Raw genomic sequence first — 20907 nt, 5'->3', positions numbered from 1 at the left:
ACACGAGTCGCTCATGAGCCTCACACCTTCTTCCATCGCGGGGCCTGCCGGTGAGCACGCCGACCTTACGCCCCCAGACGCGCCTGGAGACGAGACGGCCCTGGACTCCAGCCATCGCCCCCGCCTCACGCCTTTCGTGCTGGAGTACTGGAAGTCGGATGACAAGTGGAAGGCCTTGGCGTTGCTGGCCATCACGCTGGGCATCACCTTCTTCACCACATTCCTGACGGTCAAGGCAAATCAACTGCTCGGCGCTGTGACGGATGCGTTGGTGGACCGTCAGTGGCGGGCATTGCTGTTGGCCTTCACGGCGAGTGTCGGGGTCGGCGTGGTATCGGGCCTCGTGACGATCTCGAACGTAGCGATCGGACAGGTGCTCGACTTGCGGTGGCGGTCCTGGCTGACAGACCGGCTGCTGGCCCGGTGGACGCGAGCCAGCGAGTTCTATGACATCGAACGCGATGGATTGTTGAAGAACGCCGACCAGCGTATCGCTGAGGACGTTCGGCTTTTCACCGACTCGTTCCTCAACATGTTCACGAGCTTGATTGCGGTGATTGCCGACACGGTGACGTTTGCTGTCCTGCTCTGGAGTCTGTCCAAGACGCTTGAGATCCGACTCTTCGGTAGCACCTGGGTGATCTACGGCTACATGGTGTACATCGCCTTCGCCTGGGCTATCGGTGGGCTCCTCGTGACGCACTGGTTCGGAAAGAGGCTGATTGCTCTCAACATGCAACGTCAGGGCGTCGAGGCCGACTACCGCTACCTCGCGATGCAGCTGCGCGAGAACGCCGAGCAGGTCGCGCTGTACGGAGGGGGTGCCCGCGAGCATCGGCGCCTGACCGAGCGCTTCGAACTGGTGAAGCGAAACTTCCTGCAGATCGTCGGCCGGAACTGGAAGGTGTCGATGGCGCAAACCGCCTACGGTCGTTTGTTTGACCCGCTGAACACCGTGGCGGCACTTCCCCTTTATTTCACCGGCCAGGTGACCTTTGGAGGTATGACGCAGTCAGCTTCTGCATTTGGCAGTCTCAAGTCCGCCTTGAGCTTCTTTTCTCAGGCCTATATCGGCTTCGTCCAGTGGCTGGCCGTGGCCAATCGACTTCGTGACCTTGATTCAGCGCTTTCGATGGTCGAGGCACGAGGTCGCGGCGGTTTCACGGTGCAGCACACCGAGCAGACCGAAATCGTCACCAGTGAACTCCGCTTGCTGGCGCCTGGGGGCGAGCTTCTGACGGTCACGGATCCGCTGCGGTTTCGCGCCGGTGAACGGTGGCTCATCCGAGGTCCCTCGGGTGCGGGCAAGAGTACGTTGATGCGGGCAATTGCAGGCGTCTGGCCCCACGGCTCGGGGACGGTCTCGCTGCCGCGGCGGGCGTCCATTCTGTTCTTGCCGCAGCGCAGCTATATCCCGAGCGGAAGCCTGGCAGCCGCCTTGTGCTACCCGAGCGAGCCGACGCGATTCGAAGAACCGCAGCTCAAGGAGGCACTTGCTCTTTGCGGTCTGGCCCGCTTGTCTGAATCCCTGGACGTTGTCGACCAGTGGCAGCAAAAGCTCTCGGGCGGCGAGCAGCAAAGGCTTGCCTTTGCGCGCGTACTGCTGCACCAGCCGGACTATGTCTTCCTCGACGAGGCGACAAGCGCCGTCGACCCGGCTACTGAGCAGGCGCTGTACGAGACGCTGATCAGGCGACTGCCGCGCACAGGCGTTATCAGCATCGCGCACCGCGAATCGCTCGCGGCGTTTCACGATCACACGCTTCAGGTCATTCCAGCCCTGGGCCGGGCTCACTCGATTGCCTGAGTCAACTGTACTGACCTGGAACCCAATACAGACCGTACGGATAACCGTCTCTGTGTACTGACTTCGAGGGAGACCTCGCTGTACCTTCCCGCTATCGCTTGTCAAGGATTTTCATGTCTACCAACCTCCTCGCAACTACCGACCAGACGTTCGCTGCAGACGTCGACCAGCGGCCGGGCCTCGTGCTCGTGGACTTCTGGGCTGAATGGTGCGGCCCCTGCAAATCTCTCCTGCCCGTGCTTGGCGAAGTGGCCGAGTTGTACGCCGGGGAGGTTGCCGTTACCAAGATCAACGCGGACGACAACAAGGCTACAAGTGACCGGTTCAACGTTCGCGGGCTGCCGACGTTGATTCTGTTCAAGGACGGTGTCGAGCAGGAACGCCTGCTGGGCATGACTTCCAAGACCCGTATCGCCGCTTTGCTTGACCGGCATCTGGAGGCTTGATGATGCTGGAAGCTTTCAACGGTCAAGCGGACACCCGTACTACCGCACTGGCGCGGCTGGAAGAGCGTGCCGCCGCAGGCCAGCTTACAGCCGGTGCGATGTTCGTCGCCGATGGTTCGATGACACCGGCGGCCGCGCTGGCCGGCAGCAGCGATCTGCCTACGTGGGAGGGGACGCTCGGCCTGCCAGGATGGCTGGCCTACGCTATCGACTACTGCTACAGCCGTCAGCCGACTGAGCGTATTCTCGCGATGACGCGGCAGCTGCTGGAGGGCATCGCGCCTGGAGCCGATCTCAGCGGCAAGGCTAGCGGAGTCGTCAGTGAAATTCTTGCCTCGATCGTCGAGGAGTTCGGTGATCGCAGCGACGAAGTGTTGCCTTTGTTCGCCGCCTGCGCGGACATCCGTCAGCTCCATATTCAGGCAATGTCGGGAAGCCAGCCCTCGCCGGCTGCTTGGCGCGCCGCGCGCAAAGCGGCGACCGAGACGACGAACCTTCTGCAGGACCCAGTAGTGAAAGCCCTGGCTGGTTGCATCGAAGCGGCCGCATGGGATCCCGTCAAGGCGCCCACGACGGTCGGTGATGTGCTGCGTCTGCGCGGTCAGGTGTCGGAAGAGCACATCGATCGGCTGTTCGGCTGGACCGCCGAGGACGACAAGCGCACCCGCACGCTGCTCGCGGAGATGTACGAGACCTACATACAGGACAACCCCGCGGAGGAGCGCGACGTCTTCATGCTGCTGCGCGAACACCATCCTGACGCCGAAGCCCGGCTGTTGGCCTACACCAGGTTTCAGAATGCGGAGCGTGCTCGTGCAGCCGAGAAGGCGAATGATGTGTTCTTGCGGGCTATGAAGACGCTGGGGTGATCCTGCAGCCCTGCCTACCCAACGTGGTTCGTCTTCAATTGGTGATGGTCGCCCTCTTCTCGCAACACGCGGGTGCCAGGCTGGGTTCATCCAAGACGGTCACGCTCTCACGCAACTCGCCGCGCGTCGAGTGCTGCGGCCAGAGTTTCTCAACGGTCTGAGTCATGGCAAAGGCACGCCTGGACGCCATCGACGTCAAGATCCTGGACCTCCTGCAGCAGGATGCCGGCCTCCAGATGAACGAGATCGCTGCGAGCGTCGGACTTTCGCCGACGCCTTGCTGGCGGCGTGTGCAGCGGTTGCGGGAGTCGGGGGTCATCCGCGGCAACGTCATGCTGCTGGACCGAGAGCGGGTCAACGTGGGTGTGACCGTCTTCGTGACGGTCCGCACCAGCACGCACACTCAGGCGTGGTTCGACCGGTTCAAGGCCACGGTGGAGTCGATCTCGGAGGTTGTCGAGTTCTATCGCATGAGCGGTGACGTCGACTACCTGCTGCGAGTGGTGGTGCCCGACATACCCGCCTATGACCGCGTGTACAAACGGCTCACGAGCGGAACGCTACTCGCCGATGTCAGCTCCAGCTTCGCGATGGAAGAGCTGAAGTACACGACGGCCTTGCCGCTGTCGTACGTGGCTTGATCGGCCGCGTGCCGTGGCCCATCCTGCCGCGGGCCCCGCGGCAACCGGACGACTTGAGCGCGTTCCAGCAGGGCGACCTCTACAGGAGATGAGGACCTTTCTCCTGCCCCTTGGATAGGACGCGTCATGGCAGCCTAAGGCAAGGGCGTGGTCGAGCGGTCCCGGCGGCGCAAGTGGTTTGCGCGAGCGGGCTCCAAGACCTCGAAAAACGGCACCGAAATGCGCTCCCTGGTTCCTACAGTGAGCCACATTCAAGCTCATTCGACCAGCGATGCCAGCCACTGAGATCTATCTCGATGCGAATGCGACCACGCCGGTCATCCCGGAGGCTCGCGCCGCCGCGATTGCCGCGATGGCCGGTGACTTCGGCAACCCGAGCAGCATCCACGGTTCGGGGTTGAAGGCCCGCGCGATGATGGACAACGTACGGGCGCGCGCAAGGCGAGTGCTGGATGCGCCTACCGGCGAGCTGCTCTTCCTCAGCGGCGCGACGGAAGGCATTCAGACGGCTGTGTTCTCGGCGCTGACCTCGCTGCGATCTCGACAGGACCGTGGCGAAGCGATGCCGGAACTGCTGCTCTATGGCGCCACCGAGCATAAGGCGGTCCCGGAGGCGATCCATCACTGGCGCAGGCTGCTGAACCTGGACTTCGAAGTGCTGGCTATTCCGGTGGGGCGAGATGGCCGGCACGACCTTGAGTGGCTGCGCCGTCAGGCGCCTCGGGCGGCGCTCGTCTGCACCATGGCGGCCAACAATGAGACTGGCATCATCAGCGACCTTGACGGTATTCAGCGTGCCTTGGCCGGCAGTCCCGCGCTGTGGATGGTGGACGGCGTGCAGGCGCTGGGCAAGCTGCGTTTGAGCCTCGGAGATCGGCCCATCGACTACGCGCCGTTCTCTGGCCACAAGTTGTACGCGCCGAAAGGCATTGGCATGCTTTACGTGCGTGCCGGTGCTCCGTTCACGGCGCTGATTGTCGGCGGCGGCCAGGAGGGCGCGATGCGCTCGGGCACGGAGAACATGCCCGGCATCGCGGCGATGGGAGCGGTGCTGCGTCTGCTGGAAGCGGGCGAACAGTTCCAGCGGGCAGACAAGCTCGAGCTCTATCGGGCCCGCCTTGCCGCCGCGATACGCGAGGCCTTTGAGGGGGTCGTCTTCAATGCGGATCCGGAAATCACCCTGCCGACGACGCTGAACTTCTCGGTGCCCGGCGTGAGCTCGAAGGTCTTGCTCGAGCTGTTCGATGCCGCGTCGATCCGCGTCAGCACCGGGTCGGCCTGCGGCGCGCACAAGGCCGCGCCGAGCTACGTGCTCAGCGCCATGGGCCTTGAATCCTGGCGGTCCGCCTCGGCCGTGCGCCTGTCCTTTGGTCCGTTGACGCCGCCCGAGACGGTCGACGAAGCGTGCCTGCGCATCCGGCAGTGCGGCGCGTCCCTGCGCGACAGCTGCATGACGCCATCCGTCCAGCAGCACCTCCTGCCAATGGAGCCGATCACGCGCCACGTGGTCGATGGGGCCGTCTGCTACGTCGTGGCCGACCCGGCATCTCGCCGCTGCCTGATCATCGATCCGCTCCCTGAGCTAACCGACCCGTTGGTGCAGTGGATCCGCTGCTGCAGCTACACGCTCGTTGCGGTGCTCGACACCCACAGCCACGGGGACCATGCCTCATCAGCGGCGGCCCTGTGGGATAGCCTTCCGCCCGTCCTGGGCCGCCAGGGCGAGACCGAGCCGCTCGGATGGCCGAGCGGTTCGGATCACATCCAGCTCGGAGCGCAGCGCCTGACCCGCTTGCCCATTCCCGGCCATACCCGCGACTCGGCGGCCTACCTGCTGGCCGGCCCGTACGGGCTGCGCGCCGCCTTCGTCGGCGATACGGTGATGCCTGGTGCGCTGGGACGCAGCGACTTCGAGGTCAGCGAGCCGTTGCAATTCGCCGGCTCATTGCGGCTGCTTGAGAGGACCGTCGGCCGAGACGCATTCCTTCTGCCAGGGCACGACTATGAGGGCTGGCATGCCTGCACGCTGAACACCGAAATCGCCCATCAGCCGCTGCTGTCGGCGCTGCTCGACCACAGCATGGAGGCAGCTGCCTTCGCGCAGGCCAAGGCGGAGCTCGAGCGCGATCTGGCGCCGACCGAGTACCAGACGATGGCGTGCGGAGCAAGGGTCGACCGCTGTTCGAAGGCGGAGTCTGTCGAGCTCACCGCCGCGGAGTTGGCGTCCCGCACGTGGGCGGCGCGCAAGATCCTGCTGGTCGACGTGCGCGAGCCTTATGAGCAGCGCCTGGGCCAGATGCCCGACATCGGTACCCATGTGCGTCGCCAGGCTGTCCCGCTCTCCACGCTGCTGAGCGTGCTGCCGGACTGGCTGGACCTGGACGCGGGGACTGACCTCGTACTGTTATGCCGCAGCGGCAATCGGAGCGCGCAGGTGGCCCGTGCGCTACGGCGGCTGGGTCAGCCTCGGGCGTGGAGCCTCGCCGGTGGCTTGGCACTTTGGCCCACGGAACGCCCGCAAAGCGTGCCAGGCTGACGCAGTCCCGCTAGGCCGCCTTCTCGCCGCCCGCGTCCTGTCGCACCACTTGCGGCGGCTCACTGGGCGAACCCGCCGATCCCGGTGGTCGGCCCTTTCCAACCACTTGCCGCGTTTCCTTTCGCGCCACTTCCATGCATCAACATCACCGCCTCGTCATCCTCGGGTCTGGGCCGGCCGGTTACACCGCGGCGGTCTACGCGGCCCGCGCCAACCTCACGCCTACCCTCATCACCGGCGCGGCGCAGGGTGGGCAGCTCATGACGACCACGGAGGTCGACAACTGGCCGGCCGACGTGGACGGCGTCCAGGGCCCCGACCTGATGGAGCGCTTTCGCCGCCATGCCGAACGATTCGATGCCCGGATAGTGTTCGACCACATCAGCGAGGTCGATTTCAGCCGTCGGCCATTCCAGCTCGTAGGGGAGGGCGCTCGTTACTCCTGCGACGCCTTGATCGTCGCCACGGGGGCCTCGGCCCAATACCTGGGCCTGGCCTCGGAGTCGGCCTTCATGGGTCGCGGCGTCAGCGCTTGTGCCACCTGCGACGGCTTCTTCTACCGGGGCAAGGACGTCTGTGTGGTCGGTGGCGGGAACACCGCCGTGGAAGAAGCGCTGTACCTGAGCAACATCGCCGCCACGGTGCACGTGATCCACCGCCGCGACAGGTTCCGTGCCGAGCCCATCCTCGTCGACAAGCTCATGGAAAAGGTGGCTGCCGGCAAGGTTGAGCTGCACTTGTTTCAAGTGCTGGACGAGGTCCTCGGCGACGCTGCGGGCGTCACGGGCGTGCGGGTGAAACACGTGGCGAACGGCGAAGCAAGGGTGATCGGGCTGCATGGCTGCTTCATCGCCATCGGCCATCGACCCAATACTGAGATCTTCCGCGGCCAGTTGGAACTGCGGGATGGCTACGTGCTGACGCGCTCCGGCAGCGAGGGGTTCGCGACCATGACCTCCGTCCCGGGCATCTTCGCCGCAGGTGACGTGCAGGACCACGTCTACCGCCAAGCCATCACGAGCGCAGCCAGCGGCTGCATGGCCGCGCTGGATGCTCAGAGATTCCTCGAACAGCGGCCGGCTGGGGCGTCGTGACGAGTCCCCTTCTCGCAGACAGCGAACTTGCAGAATTCGTCGCCTTCATGGCGAGCGAAGTCGACGCTGAGGCGACGGCTTTGCTCGAACACTACGAGGCCGCCTTGGACGACGTGCGGGCTGAGTTTGCCCGTGTGGTCCGCCTGGAGTTCAACGGGTTCCTGGCGGATACGCTGCAGACCGCTGCAGGTACCCATCGCGGAAGTGCCGGCCAGTGACGGCTGGGAGGTGCTGGACCCAGCCCGAGTGATGGATTTCGTCACGGGCCATCGTTGTCTCGATGCCATTGTGGCGTGGGGAGGGCGTCGGCCGATTCTGAAGAGTTCCGATGCGTTCCGGTGTCGACTGCCGACCGTATACGCCCTGTCCGCCGAAACGGAGGGACCGATGCTCATAGGGGCAAGGCGTTGATGCGGCACGACCTCTTGACGCTTGAGCTTCTGGTGGCCATCGCTCGGACGCAGTCGATCACTCGTGGTGCTGAGCGGGTCAATCTGGCGATTGCCGCAGCCAGCAAGCGCGTCACCGACTTGGAGTCACGGCTCGGGTTGCAGCTTTTCGTTCGCCGACAACGGGGCGTGGAAGCCACGGAGGCCTGCCGATTGCTTCTCAAGCATGTGCACGATGTGAGAGTCGCATTGCATGCATTTGATGAGGCGGTTTATGGAATCTCGCAGGGCGTTGTTGGGTGCGTACGAATCGCTGTCTGCCGCGAGACCGCGGTCAGCGGACTGACCGAGGGCTTGGCCAAGTTCATGCAAAGGCATCCTGGCGTCCGGATCGAGGTCACCCAAGTTGCGAGCAAGAAGGTGGAAGATGCCGTGAGTCGAGGTGACGCGGATCTGGGCGTCTTTCTAGCGCCACTCGCCAGCGCGAAGATGCAGACGTGGCCGCTGGCCCGAGGAAGATGGGAGTTGCTGCTACCTCGCGGCCATCCGCTGGGCGGACATCCGTGCATCACTGCGGAGCATTTGCTGGAGTTCAACCTCCTTGGCGTCGGGCGTTGCGACCTTGGTGGTCACCTCCATAGGGAGGCCGCTCGATTGGGAATGGTGCTTCGTTCGAGGCTCGATGTCGCATCGGACGATGCGATCGCCGCACTCGTTGGTGCAAAGGCCGGGATCGGCTTGGTCACCGATGCTTCGGCGACCCGCCTGGCGATCGGTCATGAGATCGAGCGCGCACCGCTGCACGAACCTTGGGCACGTTATGAGGTCGTCCTCGGCGTGGCCCGAGGAGAACCGATATGCATGGCCGCGCGTGAGCTGCTCCATGCCTTGACGCCGGTGAAGCAAGCCGGGCACATGCCTGCCTAGTATTGGTGTTTCTCGGCCACGGCCACCGCTTGGTCAATTCATCGGCCGAGGGCTCTTGCCAGCGCCGGCAGAGCACCCCCCTCTTGCATCGTTGCGATATTGAAGCGCATGTAGGACCGGTGAGCGAGGGAGAACAGCACGCCGGGCGCCGTGAGGTGGCCCTCGGTCAACAACTGCTGCGCCAGCTTGAGCGCATCGACGTCCTCGCCGAGATCGGCCCAAAGATAGAAGCCGGCGTCCGGCTCATGTGCCGTTCGAATGCCAAGTTTCTGCAGTTGTTCGATGGCGCGTGGACGCAGGTCCGTGAGCCGCGCTCGCAGCTGCTCGCAATGGTGGCGGTAGTTGCCTTGAGACAGCAACTGATAAACCGTGCGTTCCGCCAGGCTGTTGGAGGCCAGACAGTTGAGTGCCCGGTAGGTTGCCATCCATTCAATACGTTCCGGACTTGCTGCCAGGTAGCCCACGCGCAGGCCTGGTGCGATGGTCTTGGAGAAACTGCCGATGTGGATTACCCGCTGCAACTGGTCGAGCGGGGCGAGGCGCGTCACCGCGCCATTGCCCACGGAAGCCAGGTCCCCATAGGTGTCGTCCTCGATCAGAATGAGGTCGAATTCCTCGGCGAGCTTCAGGAGCTGGAACGCCTTGTGGGGCGCCAGGTTCATGCCGGTCGGGTTGTGCAGCGTCGAGTTGACGAAGAAGCACCGTGGCTTGTAGTTGATGCAATGGGCGCGCAGGGCCTCCAGGTCTGGGCCGTCGGCTTCGCGGGAGACGTACAAGAGTTCGAGGCCGACCGACATCAGACGTTCGATCAGCATGGGTTGACAAGGCTGCTCTACGAGAACCGCTTCGCCAGGCCGGCGCAGGAAGCTCAGGGCCACCAAGTTGATGGCGTCAGTTGCCCCGGAGGTGAGGATCAGATGCGCCGGGTCGACATGGAGCCCCATGTCCTGCAACTTGAGCTGCAGCCTTTGGCGCAGCGGCAGATAGCCCTGCGGATCGCCTGCCGTCGCAAGCGCCCGCTGGTTGCCGCGGGCCACGGTGCGCAGCGCCGCAGCGATGTCCTGCTCATCCATCCAGTCTTCGGGCAGTATCCCGATGCCGCTTCGGCTCTGCGGTGGCTGCTCGTGGCGCTGAATCTGCAGTCGCAGGCGCAGCGCCGTCGTGCGATCAAGCCCATCCGGACGGAACAGGCTGGGGCGCTGTGGCGGCGCCCGGTCGGGTACGCGCCTGAGGGCTGCAGCCTTCACGAAGTAGCCGGCGCCGCGGCGCGACTCCACCAGGCCATGGGCGACGAGCTTGTCGTAGGCGCGAGCCGCAGTGTCGCGACTGATACCGCAGTCGTCGGCCAGCTGGCGTACTGAGGGAAGGCGAACACCTGTCACGATCCTGCGTGACTGAATCGCACTGGATACCAAGGTGAAAATTCGGTCGACGAGAGAGCCGCTGGCGCCTGATTCAGCCAATGCCGCCAAATCAGCTTCAACTAGTGAAAACCCGGCGATGTCGCGCGACGGGTGCAGTTTCTGCGTGCTCATTAGTTCGTCTTTGCAATCAGGTTTGCGTGTGCCATCATGGCTCAACTGTCATGATGACACAAGCATGACAGCTGGGCGCGGCAACTGCTTTACTGTCCCGATATGGCGGCCTGATCGGCGATAACTTTCGCTCCATCGCAACCCCCAGCAGGGCCAGGACATGACGAGTAGATCGACCCCCCCTTTCGTAAGCCGTTCGTCTGGCGCCGTCATGGTCGCCGTGCTCGCCCTGTGCGCGATGCCGGCCTCGGCGCAGACTCCCGTGGCAGCCGCCGCAACTGCGAAGACGTACCGCTTCGACCTGCCGGCGGCATCCTTGGTCGAGACTTTGCGTGCGATCAGCCGTGTCAGCGGCGTGACGATCAGCATCGATTCCGAGTCCGTAACCGGTAAGCGCGCCCAGGCGGTGTCTGGCACGCTCACGTTGGCGGATGCGCTTGCGACGGCAATCGGCGACAACGACGTTGAGGCTAGGGCGACTGCGACGGGCTACTGGGTGGCCGTGGCCAACAAGCTCGACATCGTCTTTGTCGTCGCCCGCCGCGACCAGGCCGAGACCAGCTTCAAGGCCGACCGCTCCGATACCGCCACGCGAAGCGGCTCAGACCTGATGGAGATCCCCGGCGGCGTCACGATCATCACCAGCAAGGTGCTCGAGACGCAGCAGATGACTTCGATCCAGAACGCGCTGGCTAACGTCAGCGGCATGAGCTTCAAGCAGTCGCCCCAAGGGGCGCCCACCTTCGGTATCCGGGGCTTCGGCGAAACCGCGCTGATGGTCAACGGCGTCGCAGACAACTCGGCGGCCATGACCAACGTCTTTGGCGTCGAGCGGATCGAGGTGCTCAAGGGGCCGCAGGCGATCCTGACCGGTGCCGGCTCCCTCGGCGGCGGCGTGAATGTCGTGATCAAGAAGCCGCAGGCCGCACCCATTCGCAGCGTGATGTTGCAGTACGGGTCACATGGCGACCTCACGCTAGCGGGCGACGTGGCCGGCGCCGTCACGGAGGACCGCCGGCTGAGCATGCGCGTGATCGCAGCCCACAGCCAGGCTAGGGACAACACCGCTGGCTTTGATGGCCGTAAGGACGACTCCTTCCTGCCCCAACTGCGCTGGAAGGACGAGACCACTGACCTGATCGCTGGCCTCTCCTATGGCAAGCAGCACGCCCCCGTGCCTCGGTACACCTTCGGCCGCCGTGATGGCGTCATCCTGCCGGTGCCCCAGCTGATGCTGGGCCGACCGGAAGACGGCTTCGAGACCCGGCAGCGCCGCGCGTTCTACCAACTCGAACAGGTCCTGAGCACTTCGGTCACGCTGATCAGTCGGCTCAACCGCTCGCTGCAGGAGACCGAGGTCCACGTGCGCTCGCCTGCCGGCCTGAGTTACGCCACGGGCGCTGCCAACGACGCCCCGACCGGCGAGGTCCCATTCTTCGCTGGGCGCACCGATCAGAAGCAGAATTCCACGAGCGGCGACCACTACCTGCGCATCCTGGGCAGCACCGGGCCGGTGACGCACAAGCTGTCGCTGGGCTTCAATCACAACGAGACAAGCTCTCACCAGTCGCAGTGGTCAGGACCGATGACGACGGTGAAGGTCTACCCGCCCGCCAGCACGACGCCGTTCGGCGATCTGCGCGCCGACGCGTCCACCGTGTCCAGCATCGGGGACCAGAAGACCAAGCAATACGACACCTTCCTGCAGGACCTGATGAACTGGGGCGACTGGAGCCTGCTGGTAAACCTGCGCGGCACGCGCTATTCCAGCGAGGGCAGCACGATCATCCCGCCAAAAACCTATGTCACGCCCAAGACGACCCTCCACAAGTCAACGCCCGGCGTGGGGGTGGTCTACGCGCTCTCACCAGAAGTCTCGCTCTACACCAACTACGCCGAAGGGTTCGTGCCTTCGACGCTGCCAAGTTGCGTCGGCGGTCTGATCCCACCGAAGTCAACGCGCAACCGCGAAGTCGGCGCCAAGTTCGACCTGTTCGATAGCAAGCTCTCGGTGACGACGGCCGCCTATGAGCTGGCGCAGAGCAACATGTCGGTCTACAACCGGCCAGGCAACTGCTACAACGTGCGAGACGCCCAGGTCACCCGTGGCGTCGAGCTGGACGCCCAGGGGCAGGTCATGCGCGGCCTGAATGCACTGTTGAACTACACCTTCACAACGGCGAAGGACGTGGGCAATCCGGCCACCAACTACACCGGCGTGCCCAAGCACAAGATGAGCCTATGGGCCACCTATGACCTGCAAGGCGATGCCTGGCGTGGCCTGGGCCTAGGCCTGGGCGTGAGCGCGACCTCCCGCTCCAAGGGCTCCACCAACGCACGCTACATGCTGTACACACCCGGGCAGGCCCAGCTTGACGCCAGCGTCTTCTACAAGAGCGGTCCCTGGAGCACCACGTTCGGTGTCAAGAACATAGGCGATCGACTGCTCTATGCCACCACGGTGGACAGCTCCTTCATCCCCGTCATGGAGCGCCGTAATTACATGCTCACCGTCAAGCGAGATTTCAAGTGACGCATGTCGAGTTTGCCGACCACGGGAGACCTTCGAGATGGGAGCTGATCCTGCCGTTCTGGCGTGACGGAGGAGAACGCGTCGGTGCTTTCCTCAAAATCGGCGTGATGCTTGCGATCATGTTCGGCGGCGTCTATCTGGCCGTCTGGGCCAACAAGTTGACGGGAGATGTGACCGATGCACTCGTCAACCGCCAATGGCAGGCCCTGATCACCGCATTGGCCGTTGCCACCGCCGTGGGCCTCGCCAGCGGCAGCCTGAGCAAGGTGGATCAGGCCCTGCACAGCCTGCTCGCGCTGCAATGGCGCACCTGGCTGACATGCCGGCTGATGGACCGCTGGACCGAGGCGCATGCCTTCTACGACATCGAGCGCGACGGAAGACTCAGCAATGCCGACCAACGCATCGCCGAGGACGTGCGGCTGTTCACAGAGAAGAGCATCCACCTAGGTCTGAGCTTCGTCTCCGTTGCGGTTCACGCCGTCACCTACGGCTACCTGCTGTGGACCCTGTCCGGCACGCTGTCCTTCGAGGTGGCGGGCTGGCAAGTGTCGATCCCGGGCTACATGGTGTTCCTGGCCTTCATCTACACAGGGCTGGAACTGGGGTTGACCCACTGGATCGGGCGCAAGATGGTCAGCCTGACCGTGCAGCAGCAGACAGTCGAAGCCGACCTGCGGCACACTGCGATGCAACTGCGCGAGAACGCTGAGCAGGTAGCCTTTTATGCGGGTGGCCCCCGCGAGCGCGGGCGGCTGGCGGCTCGCTTCGAGCAGGTGCGCCAGAACACCATCGCCGTCGTGGCCCGCACGCTCAAGGTCGGCTTCGTGCAGTCGGCCTATGGGCAGGTATTCCATCCGGTGCCGACGCTAGGCGCACTGCCGCGCTACTTGGCGGGCGAGATCACGCTGGGCGGCATGACGCGCATCACCAGCGCGTTCGGCATGTTCAACAACACGCTGGCCTTCGTGAACCAGGCCTACCTCAGCATCGCCTCGTGGGTGGCCATCTGCACCCGGCTGCAAGACCTCATGCAGGCTCTGGAGCAGGCGAAGTCCAGGCCGCGCGGCATCCAGGTCGCAGTGGCGCCCCAGGGCGAGGTGAGCAGCGCCACCATCCGCCTGTTCACACCGGAGCAGCAGCCGCTGGCCGAACTGCCACCACAACGTTTCGCCCGCGGTGAACGCTGGCTCGTGCGCGGCCCTTCCGGTGTCGGCAAGAGCACCTTCCTTCGCGCCGTGGCGGGGCTGTGGCCTTACGGCAGTGGTGCCATTCGGCTGCCGGCAGGCGCTTCGATGATGTTCCTGCCGCAGCGCAGCTACATCCCCGACGGCACGCTAAAGGGCGCTCTTGCCTACCCCGCCGATGCAGGCGACTTCGACGACGAGGCCTGCCTCGAGGTGCTGCGGGTCGTCGGCCTGGATTCGCGGGGGCATACGCTGGCCGATGTGGAGCGCTGGCAGCAGTGCCTGTCCGGTGGCGAGCAACAGCGTCTGGCCATCGCGCGGGCGCTGCTGCACCGGCCGGACTTCCTGTTCCTCGACGAAGCGACCAGCGCCCTGGACGAGAAGAGCGAAGCGCATGTCTACCTGGCGCTGATCGCTGCGCTGCCCGACAGTGCGCTCGTCAGCATCGCGCACCGAAGCGCGCTGATCCAGTACCACGACCACGTGTTGGACATGGCTCCGGCGCTGGGCGGCGCCTCCGAACGCGCTCCCTGAAGGGCGTCAACCTGTGGCGATGGGCGGTGCCTGGCGCACCCTGCGAATGTCGCGCCAGGCCATGCAGCCACGCCCAGCCGGGGCTCCGCTGCGGCTCCTGCAGATTCAATGCCCTAGAGAAGGCGATGAAAAGTTGTGGACCTTGAAGCAGAGCTGGTCGCCATGTTGGCGAGCCTGCTGGCTTCGCCGGTGCGCTGATCGCCGTTGCGCTCATCAACACCCATCGCCTGATCGACACGGTCAACTGGAACACCCTACCTGCGAAGTGCTGACGGCGTCTGAAGACCTGCTGAGGAGCATTGTCAACATCGAGACGGCTCTGCGCGGCTCCGTGGTCAGCGGGAAGGAGAAGTTACTCGAGCTCGTCAACCAGGGAGCCAAGGATTTCTGCGTGCATCTCGACAGGGCCAGATCGCTCACCGCGGACAACCCGGCCCCGAGAAGCCCCTGCGCATTGACCAGCAAGGCGGACCAGCTCACGTTCAGGCATTCGTCCCGCGGCGAGGCGTTGAATGTCTCGACGAGGTTGTTGTCCGTGGGCTTAGGCGGGCTGCTGAAGTCCCACGTCCACATATCCATCAATCGCCCTGTGAACTCGCTGCCGTGGATGTCCGCATGTGCCTTCTCAAAGAGGCGTGGTGCAAGCCTTTTGCCTGCATGGCTAGAAGAGACGTCGAAAAGCGCTGTCGGTCTATACAGCATTCGATTCCCTGGCTCCCTCCGACTGCTCTCGCTGCGTGGCTGCATCAGGGTTCACTCGGGAAAAATGCCGAAACGATCAATTTGAAATTATCAAATCAATCGTTTGCAAGCTACAGTTTCCTCGTTACTCGCTCCATGCCCGCGGAGCGGCAGTCTCTGGCAGCTTGCCAAACGCGGGTCAGACCACAGGCCAAGCACACCCTATCCGTGCCTTGCGTCTGCTAACTCAGCATCACGTCATGAACCACTGGACCCTGAAGAAGAAGCTCTTCGCGACCTTCGTCTCCCTGCTGGCTGTTGCAGGCCTGCTCATCACCATCGCCCTCGTCAACACGCACCGGCTGCTGGACACCGTGAAGTGGAACACCCACACCTACGAGGTCCTGACGGAGTCCGAGAAGCTGCTGCTGAGCATGGTGAACATCGAGACCGGCCTGCGTGGCTTTGTGGCCAGCGGCAACGATAAGTTCCTTGAGCCCTTCAACATGGGCAAGAAGGAGTTCTCTCAGCACTTTGAGCAAGCCAAGTCGCTGACCTCCGACAACGCCGCCCAGCAGGACCGGCTGAGCAAGCTGATGAGTCACCACAAGTCTTTCCTTGAGGTGGCCGACGGGCTCGCGGCCAAGCGGCGCGAGGTCACGCAGGGCAAGCTGCCCGCCGAAGCGCTGTTCACGGAATTCGAGCAAGGTAAGGACAAGGCCGCCATGGACGCGTTCCGCGCCGGTATTGCCGAGTTCGCCCAGGCTGAATCGACCCTGCTGGTGCAGCGCTCGCAGCAACTGGCGGATTCAGGCGCCAGCACCACTGCCACACTGGTGTTCGGCGGTCTAGCCCTGTGCGGCTTGGCTGTCGCGCTGGGCGTACTGCTGACGCGTAGCCTGTTCGCGCAGCTCGGTGCCGAGCCGGGTCTGGCCGTGGCTGTGGCTGAGCGTGTGGCGCGGGGCGACCTCAGTGTCAATGTCAGCATCAAGTCGGGCGACACGTCGAGCCTGATGGCCAACCTGGCGAAGATGCAGGTCAACCTCGCACAAGTGGTGGCCAATGTGCGCCAGAACTCGGAGAGCGTGGCCACCGCCAGCGCCCAGATCGCGCAAGGCAACCAGGACCTCTCCAGCCGTACGGAGCAACAGGCCAGCGCGCTGCAGCAGACCGCCGCCACGATGGAAGAACTGGGCACCACGGTGCGCCACAACGCCGACAGCGCGCAGCAGGCCAACCAACTGGCTCAGAGCGCGTCGGCCGTGGCCGCGGAGGGCGGGCAGGTGGTCGGCAAGGTCGTGACCACCATGCAGGGCATCACCGACAGCAGCCGCAAGATTGGCGACATCATCGGCGTTATCGACGGCATTGCCTTCCAGACCAACATCCTGGCGCTCAATGCTGCCGTGGAAGCCGCACGTGCCGGTGAGCAGGGCAGGGGCTTCGCGGTAGTCGCCTCCGAAGTGCGCAGCCTCGCGCAGCGCAGTGCCGAGGCGGCCAAGGAAATCAAGACCCTGATCGGGCGCAGCGTTGAGCAGGTGGAACAGGGGACGCTACTGGTCGACCAAGCCGGCAAGACGATGGGTGACATTGTTGGCTCCATCCAGCGTGTCAGCGACATCGTGGCCGAGATCACCTCGGCCAGCGCCGAGCAGAGCACGGGAGTGCAACAGGTCGGCGAAGCCGTCACAGCGATGGACCAGGCGACCCAGCAGAACGCGGCGCTCGTCGAGGAAAGTGCCGCCGCGGCGGAAAGCCTGCGCAGCCAAGCTCAGCAACTGGTGGAGGCGGTGGCCGTGTTCAAGCTGTCCTCCGGCGACGCGTCGGCCTGGACCAGCCGTCCGGCCACGGCTCCAGTGGCCACGCCTCCCCAGGCACCGAAGGCCAGCGCGCCCGTTCGCCAAGCGACTCTGAAGCCAGCAGCCGCCCCGTCGCCGCGCAATGCCCCTGTAAAGGCCGCAGCCGCTGCCGCAGCCGATAGCGAAGAGTGGGCCGCCTTCTGACAGCTCGCGCCGACTCGTCCCTTCCTCCTGCTACGCCCATCCATCATGAGTCTCGTCACCGAAACCCATCAAGCCAGCCCGCTGCCGGGCGTATTTGCCGGCGTGCCAGCCGCTTCAGGGGCGCATCCGCTGCGCACCGCCGGTGCTATGCCGCGCGAGTACCTCAGCTTCCGCTTGGGAGCGGAAGAGTACGGCATCGATATCCTGCGCGTGCAGGAAATCCGCAGCTACGAGGCCCCGACCCGCATCGCCAATGCTCCCCGCTTCGTGAAGGGCGTGGTGAACCTGCGCGGCGTCATCGTGCCCATCATCGACTTGCGCCTGAAGCTGGATTGCAGCACCGCGCAGTACAACGAGTTCACCGTCGTCATCGTGCTGACCGTGCTGGACCGCGTCATTGGCGTGGTCGTGGATTCGGTTTCCGATGTCTTGGAGATTGGTCCGGATGAGGTCAAGCCAGCACCGGCACTTGCTTCGTCCATCGACGCTGGCCACATCCTGGGCATGGGATGCCTGAAGCAGGGTGATACGGAACGCATGCTCATCCTGACTGACATTCAGGCCTTGCTGACCAGCCCCGAGATGGGCTTGTTTGACGCGCCGCCGCCCCTACTGGCTTGATTGCTTGACTGGCCGGAAAACGTTGGTCAACTCGAGATGACAAACATGCTCCGGGACGGTCTGGGATCCTTTGCAGTCCGTTTCGTGGATTGCTCCGGTGACAACGCACCGAACCAGGCGCTTGGATGCGGACGAGTCAACACGCGCTCGACGACGTCAGCGATGTTCACCAAGGCTCTGTGACGCTGAATGGAAACCTCCGTTCGTTGCTGCGCTTTCCTCTCAAAGGCCAGCAGTCGCATGGACCTCGCGGCGCTCAGTGGCGGGCGCCGCTGACCAGCGCCAGCGCCTCTTCGAAGGAATAGGCGGTGCGATGCATCAAGTTTGTTGTGATCGGGTCGCCCTGTTCTTGGCGCTGCAGGGCTGGTAGCAGCATGACGACGTTGGCCTGCGAAAGCGCCGCCAGCGTCTCGTCGAGGACCTGGTTGTCCCGACTCGCCGGGTGATGCGCGTCAGTCCCGACGACAAAGACAGTACCGACGATGTCGGCTCTGGCTTCAGCAGGTGGGTCGGCCAGTTCGGCAATCGTGACGTGTCTGGCGTCCAAGCCCTCGGCGCGCATGACCCGGACCAGCAGTTCGGCGATCAACTGGGACTGTTCGCCGGCCATGCTGATGCACAGTGAAACCGAGCCCGCCGGCACGTCCAGCCTTCCCTGCCAGCGCCCCTCTGTCTGCACCCGGCCCTGGCGCAGCGCAATGCCGAGGCTGGGCGCGTCAAGTAAGGCGCCGCGCGCGACGCGTGTGCGGCGCGGCTCGTGCGCCAGCTCGCTGAAGATGCGCACCACGACCTGCTCGCCCAGGCGACGCTGCTCGTTGCTGATCAGCCCTTGCGCCTGGTCTGCCGTTGCCATCTCGAATGCGGGAATGACGATCTTGTCGCAGTAGGCGGCCAGCGATTTGCGCTTCAGGAAGGCGCGGGCATCGGCCACGAGCTCCACCGAATCGCCGCTGATGCAGCGCTGGTAGAAGCGCTGCGACATCGTCAGCGCGGGCGTGTCGCCGAACAGGATGTCCAGGAAGGCCAGCGCCTGTACATGGCGGCCTGCGACCACCAGGCAGAGCGTCAGCGGTGTGGACAGCAGCAGGCCAACGGGGCCCCACAGCGCGCCCCAAAAAATGGCAGACACTACCACTGAGAACGGCGAAAGTCCGGTGGCATGGCCATAGAGCTTCGGCTCAACGACATGCGCTACCACCAGTTCCACCACCAGGAACACCACCAACGTGGCGCCCATCAACTCCCAACCTGGGACCACCGCTGCGGCGAAGGTGCCGGCGCACACCGCCGCTGCCGGAAAGCCGACATAGGGAATGAAGCGCAGCAACCCAGCCAGCGTGGCCCAGACCGCCGCCTGAGGCACGCCCACTGCAGCCAGCAGCAGCCCGATCACCACAGCCACGCCCAGGTTCACGGAGAACTGCGAGGCGAAATAGCGCGACAGCCGCTGCCCGGCGTCGTTGAACGCATTCGTGGCCGCGCGTACGTCCTGGCCGCCCGTCAGGCGGATCAGCCGGTCGCGCAGAGAATCCTGCTCCAGCAGAACGAAGATCAGGACCAGCAGCACCACGCCGGCTGTGCCAAGAGGCGCCCACAGCGACGAAACGAAACGCATGAGCAGGGCCAATGGCGAGTCGGCGCTCCCGGCTTCACTGCCGTGGGTCGGCTCGCGTGGTGGGGCCAGATCGCCGATCAGTCGGTCGGCGTGCCCTTGTGCCTCGGCCAGCCTGCCCAGCGTGACTTCACGCAAGGTGGCGATCTTTGCCCGTACATGAGCCTCGTAGCGAGGCATGCTGTCGGCCATGGTGCCCACCTGCAACAGGATGGCCGTTGCCACACTAGCCGTCGCCAGTCCGGCGACGATCAGCGTCAATACTGCTGCGGGTGCCTGGGCCAGCCCCAGCCCGCGGAGCTTCTTCACCAGCGGCGCCATCATGAAGCCCAGCATGGCTGCCAGCGTGATCGGCACCAATACGCCCCGGCCCACGTAAAGCAGGCATAGCACGGAAGTGCCGGCCAGGATCTTCAGTGCCACGCTCGAGATACCTGCCTCGCGGGCTTCAGTCGACGTCATCTGGGCTTCTTGTGAATGCGGAGGGCGGCAGTATGAATCGCCCCAGGTGCGGTCCGCACGTTCGGGCGTCTAACGTGAGGACCAATTGAAGGTGCCATACAGGTCAAGCGACCCAACCGACAAGCACTCACGGTCCGGCGCATCGATGGATCTTGCCAGGTCGCGCACGCCGAGCACGCTCCGCCCTGCGTATCAGGCGAGCAAGCGCAGCGGTGCGTCGCACAGTCCCATGTCGGAGATGTGGCCCGCTTCGATGGACGGCGCGAGTAACGGTGCAGACCTGACTCGATTGGGGGGCAATCTCGCGCACGCCGCTGACCGAATCCACCACGAGGCCGGGGCGCGGTCGCGCATGCTCAACACTGCGACGGTGAGCTCGCCGTACTCACGAAGCGCAGCGTATGGGCGATACAGGTGCGCGAGTCGTAGCGACAGACTCCCTGTACGCGCGCGCATGTCAATGCCGAATCGCTCGGGTCCCTGGCGCAAGCTGAGGAACTCGAGCGGCACTGCGACTGCGCCGGTGAGTGGATGGCCCCGATGGGGGATTGTCGCGGCAGCCAAGGCACCCTGCGACGCAGGCGCGTGATGGGTTTGCGGTAACGAGCCCCATAGCGGACAGGCTCGGCGGGTGGGGCGGGCAGGGCGCTGCGCTCAGAACGTCGCCCACTCTCCGCTTTCGGCATCGCCTGGGGCCGCTGCCTTGACCTGTGCAGGGCGGGGCGTGGGAGAGGCTGCGGCAAGCCTCGGGGCGAGAGCCTGCACGGACGCACGGGCTCTCGATGCGGGCGCCGGGGCTGATACCGGGGGTGTGGCGCTGCGGGTGGTCCATGAGCCGTCGCCTGACGATAGCTTGAACACGGCCACCGCTTGCACCAGTTGTTGGGCTTGGCTGCGCAGGCTTTCCGTAAGCGTGGCCTCACGGCCCTCTACCGTGGCGGTGGTGTCGTGAGCAAGATCGGCTGATCCTGCGCGCGCCGAGATGGTGTGCATCAGGCATCGCTAACGCACACCATGGCCGATCAAGACA

The 20907-nt window shown here is 64.6% G+C and carries 15 protein-coding genes; 13 read left to right on the top strand and 2 right to left on the bottom strand.

Features of this window, described 5'->3' with window-relative positions:
* Positions 1–13 precede the first annotated feature (13 nt).
* From LXT13_RS26455 to LXT13_RS26420, 8 genes are all read left to right on the top strand, one after another.
* A complete protein-coding gene (locus tag LXT13_RS26455; protein WP_233375326.1) occupies positions 14–1807 on the top strand; it encodes an ABC transporter ATP-binding protein/permease in 1794 nt (597 codons plus the stop codon).
* Between the two features lie 113 nt (positions 1808–1920).
* A complete protein-coding gene (trxA, locus tag LXT13_RS26450) occupies positions 1921–2253 on the top strand; it encodes a thioredoxin (RefSeq protein ID WP_233375325.1) in 333 nt (110 codons plus the stop codon).
* On the top strand, positions 2253–3122 hold the full coding sequence (locus tag LXT13_RS26445) for a hypothetical protein (RefSeq protein WP_233375324.1): 870 nt from the start codon (positions 2253–2255) through the stop codon (positions 3120–3122). Before trxA ends, LXT13_RS26445 begins: the two co-directional genes overlap by 1 nt.
* A gap of 179 nt (positions 3123–3301) precedes the next feature.
* A complete protein-coding gene (locus LXT13_RS26440) occupies positions 3302–3763 on the top strand; it encodes an Lrp/AsnC family transcriptional regulator (protein ID WP_233375366.1) in 462 nt (153 codons plus the stop codon).
* Between the two features lie 271 nt (positions 3764–4034).
* On the top strand, positions 4035–6299 hold the full coding sequence (locus tag LXT13_RS26435) for an aminotransferase class V-fold PLP-dependent enzyme (RefSeq protein ID WP_233375323.1): 2265 nt from the start codon (positions 4035–4037) through the stop codon (positions 6297–6299).
* A 134-nt stretch (positions 6300–6433) separates the two neighbouring features.
* Entirely contained in the window at positions 6434–7393 is a 960-nt protein-coding gene (trxB, locus tag LXT13_RS26430) for a thioredoxin-disulfide reductase (protein WP_233375321.1), read from the top strand.
* The gene (locus tag LXT13_RS26425; RefSeq protein ID WP_233375320.1) at positions 7390–7611 is read left to right on the top strand and encodes a hypothetical protein; all 222 of its coding nucleotides are present in this window, start codon (positions 7390–7392) and stop codon (positions 7609–7611) included. Before trxB ends, LXT13_RS26425 begins: the two co-directional genes overlap by 4 nt.
* Positions 7612–7803: 192 nt before the next feature.
* Entirely contained in the window at positions 7804–8709 is a 906-nt protein-coding gene (locus LXT13_RS26420; protein ID WP_233375319.1) for a LysR family transcriptional regulator, read from the top strand.
* Between the two features lie 38 nt (positions 8710–8747).
* On the opposite strand, the gene LXT13_RS26415 is transcribed toward LXT13_RS26420, so the two are convergent.
* A complete protein-coding gene (locus tag LXT13_RS26415; protein ID WP_233375318.1) occupies positions 8748–10244 on the bottom strand; it encodes an aminotransferase-like domain-containing protein in 1497 nt (498 codons plus the stop codon).
* 211 nt (positions 10245–10455) lie between these two features.
* On the opposite strand from LXT13_RS26415, the gene LXT13_RS26410 reads away from it, so the two are divergent.
* The 5 genes from LXT13_RS26410 (at position 10456) to LXT13_RS26385 (ending at position 17803) form a co-directional block, all read left to right on the top strand.
* Positions 10456–12777: a TonB-dependent siderophore receptor gene (locus LXT13_RS26410; RefSeq protein WP_233375317.1), complete on the top strand. Its 2322-nt coding sequence runs from the start codon at positions 10456–10458 to the stop codon at positions 12775–12777.
* The gene (locus LXT13_RS26405; protein ID WP_349254871.1) at positions 12774–14498 is read left to right on the top strand and encodes an ABC transporter ATP-binding protein/permease; all 1725 of its coding nucleotides are present in this window, start codon (positions 12774–12776) and stop codon (positions 14496–14498) included. The genes LXT13_RS26410 and LXT13_RS26405 overlap by 4 nt, the downstream gene beginning before the upstream one ends.
* 19 nt (positions 14499–14517) lie before the next feature.
* On the top strand, positions 14518–15285 hold the full coding sequence (locus LXT13_RS29060; RefSeq protein WP_419964718.1) for a CHASE3 domain-containing protein: 768 nt from the start codon (positions 14518–14520) through the stop codon (positions 15283–15285).
* Positions 15236–17182, top strand: a complete 1947-nt coding sequence (locus LXT13_RS28725; RefSeq protein WP_349254870.1) for a methyl-accepting chemotaxis protein — start codon at positions 15236–15238, stop codon at positions 17180–17182. Before LXT13_RS29060 ends, LXT13_RS28725 begins: the two co-directional genes overlap by 50 nt.
* Positions 17183–17329: 147 nt before the next feature.
* On the top strand, positions 17330–17803 hold the full coding sequence (locus LXT13_RS26385; protein ID WP_233375365.1) for a chemotaxis protein CheW: 474 nt from the start codon (positions 17330–17332) through the stop codon (positions 17801–17803).
* A gap of 256 nt (positions 17804–18059) precedes the next feature.
* Here the strand turns inward: LXT13_RS26385 and LXT13_RS26380 are convergent, their stop codons facing one another.
* The gene (locus LXT13_RS26380; protein WP_233375315.1) at positions 18060–19877 is read right to left on the bottom strand and encodes an AI-2E family transporter; all 1818 of its coding nucleotides are present in this window, start codon (positions 19875–19877) and stop codon (positions 18060–18062) included.
* Positions 19878–20907: the final 1030 nt, after the last annotated feature.

The organism is Pelomonas cellulosilytica (assembly GCF_021353265.1).
In the GTDB taxonomy this organism is placed as follows: Bacteria; Pseudomonadota; Gammaproteobacteria; order Burkholderiales; family Burkholderiaceae_C; genus Pelomonas; species Pelomonas cellulosilytica.
The sequence above is the reverse complement of the archived record's forward strand: the minus strand, read 5'-3'. Positions and strand labels throughout refer to the sequence as shown.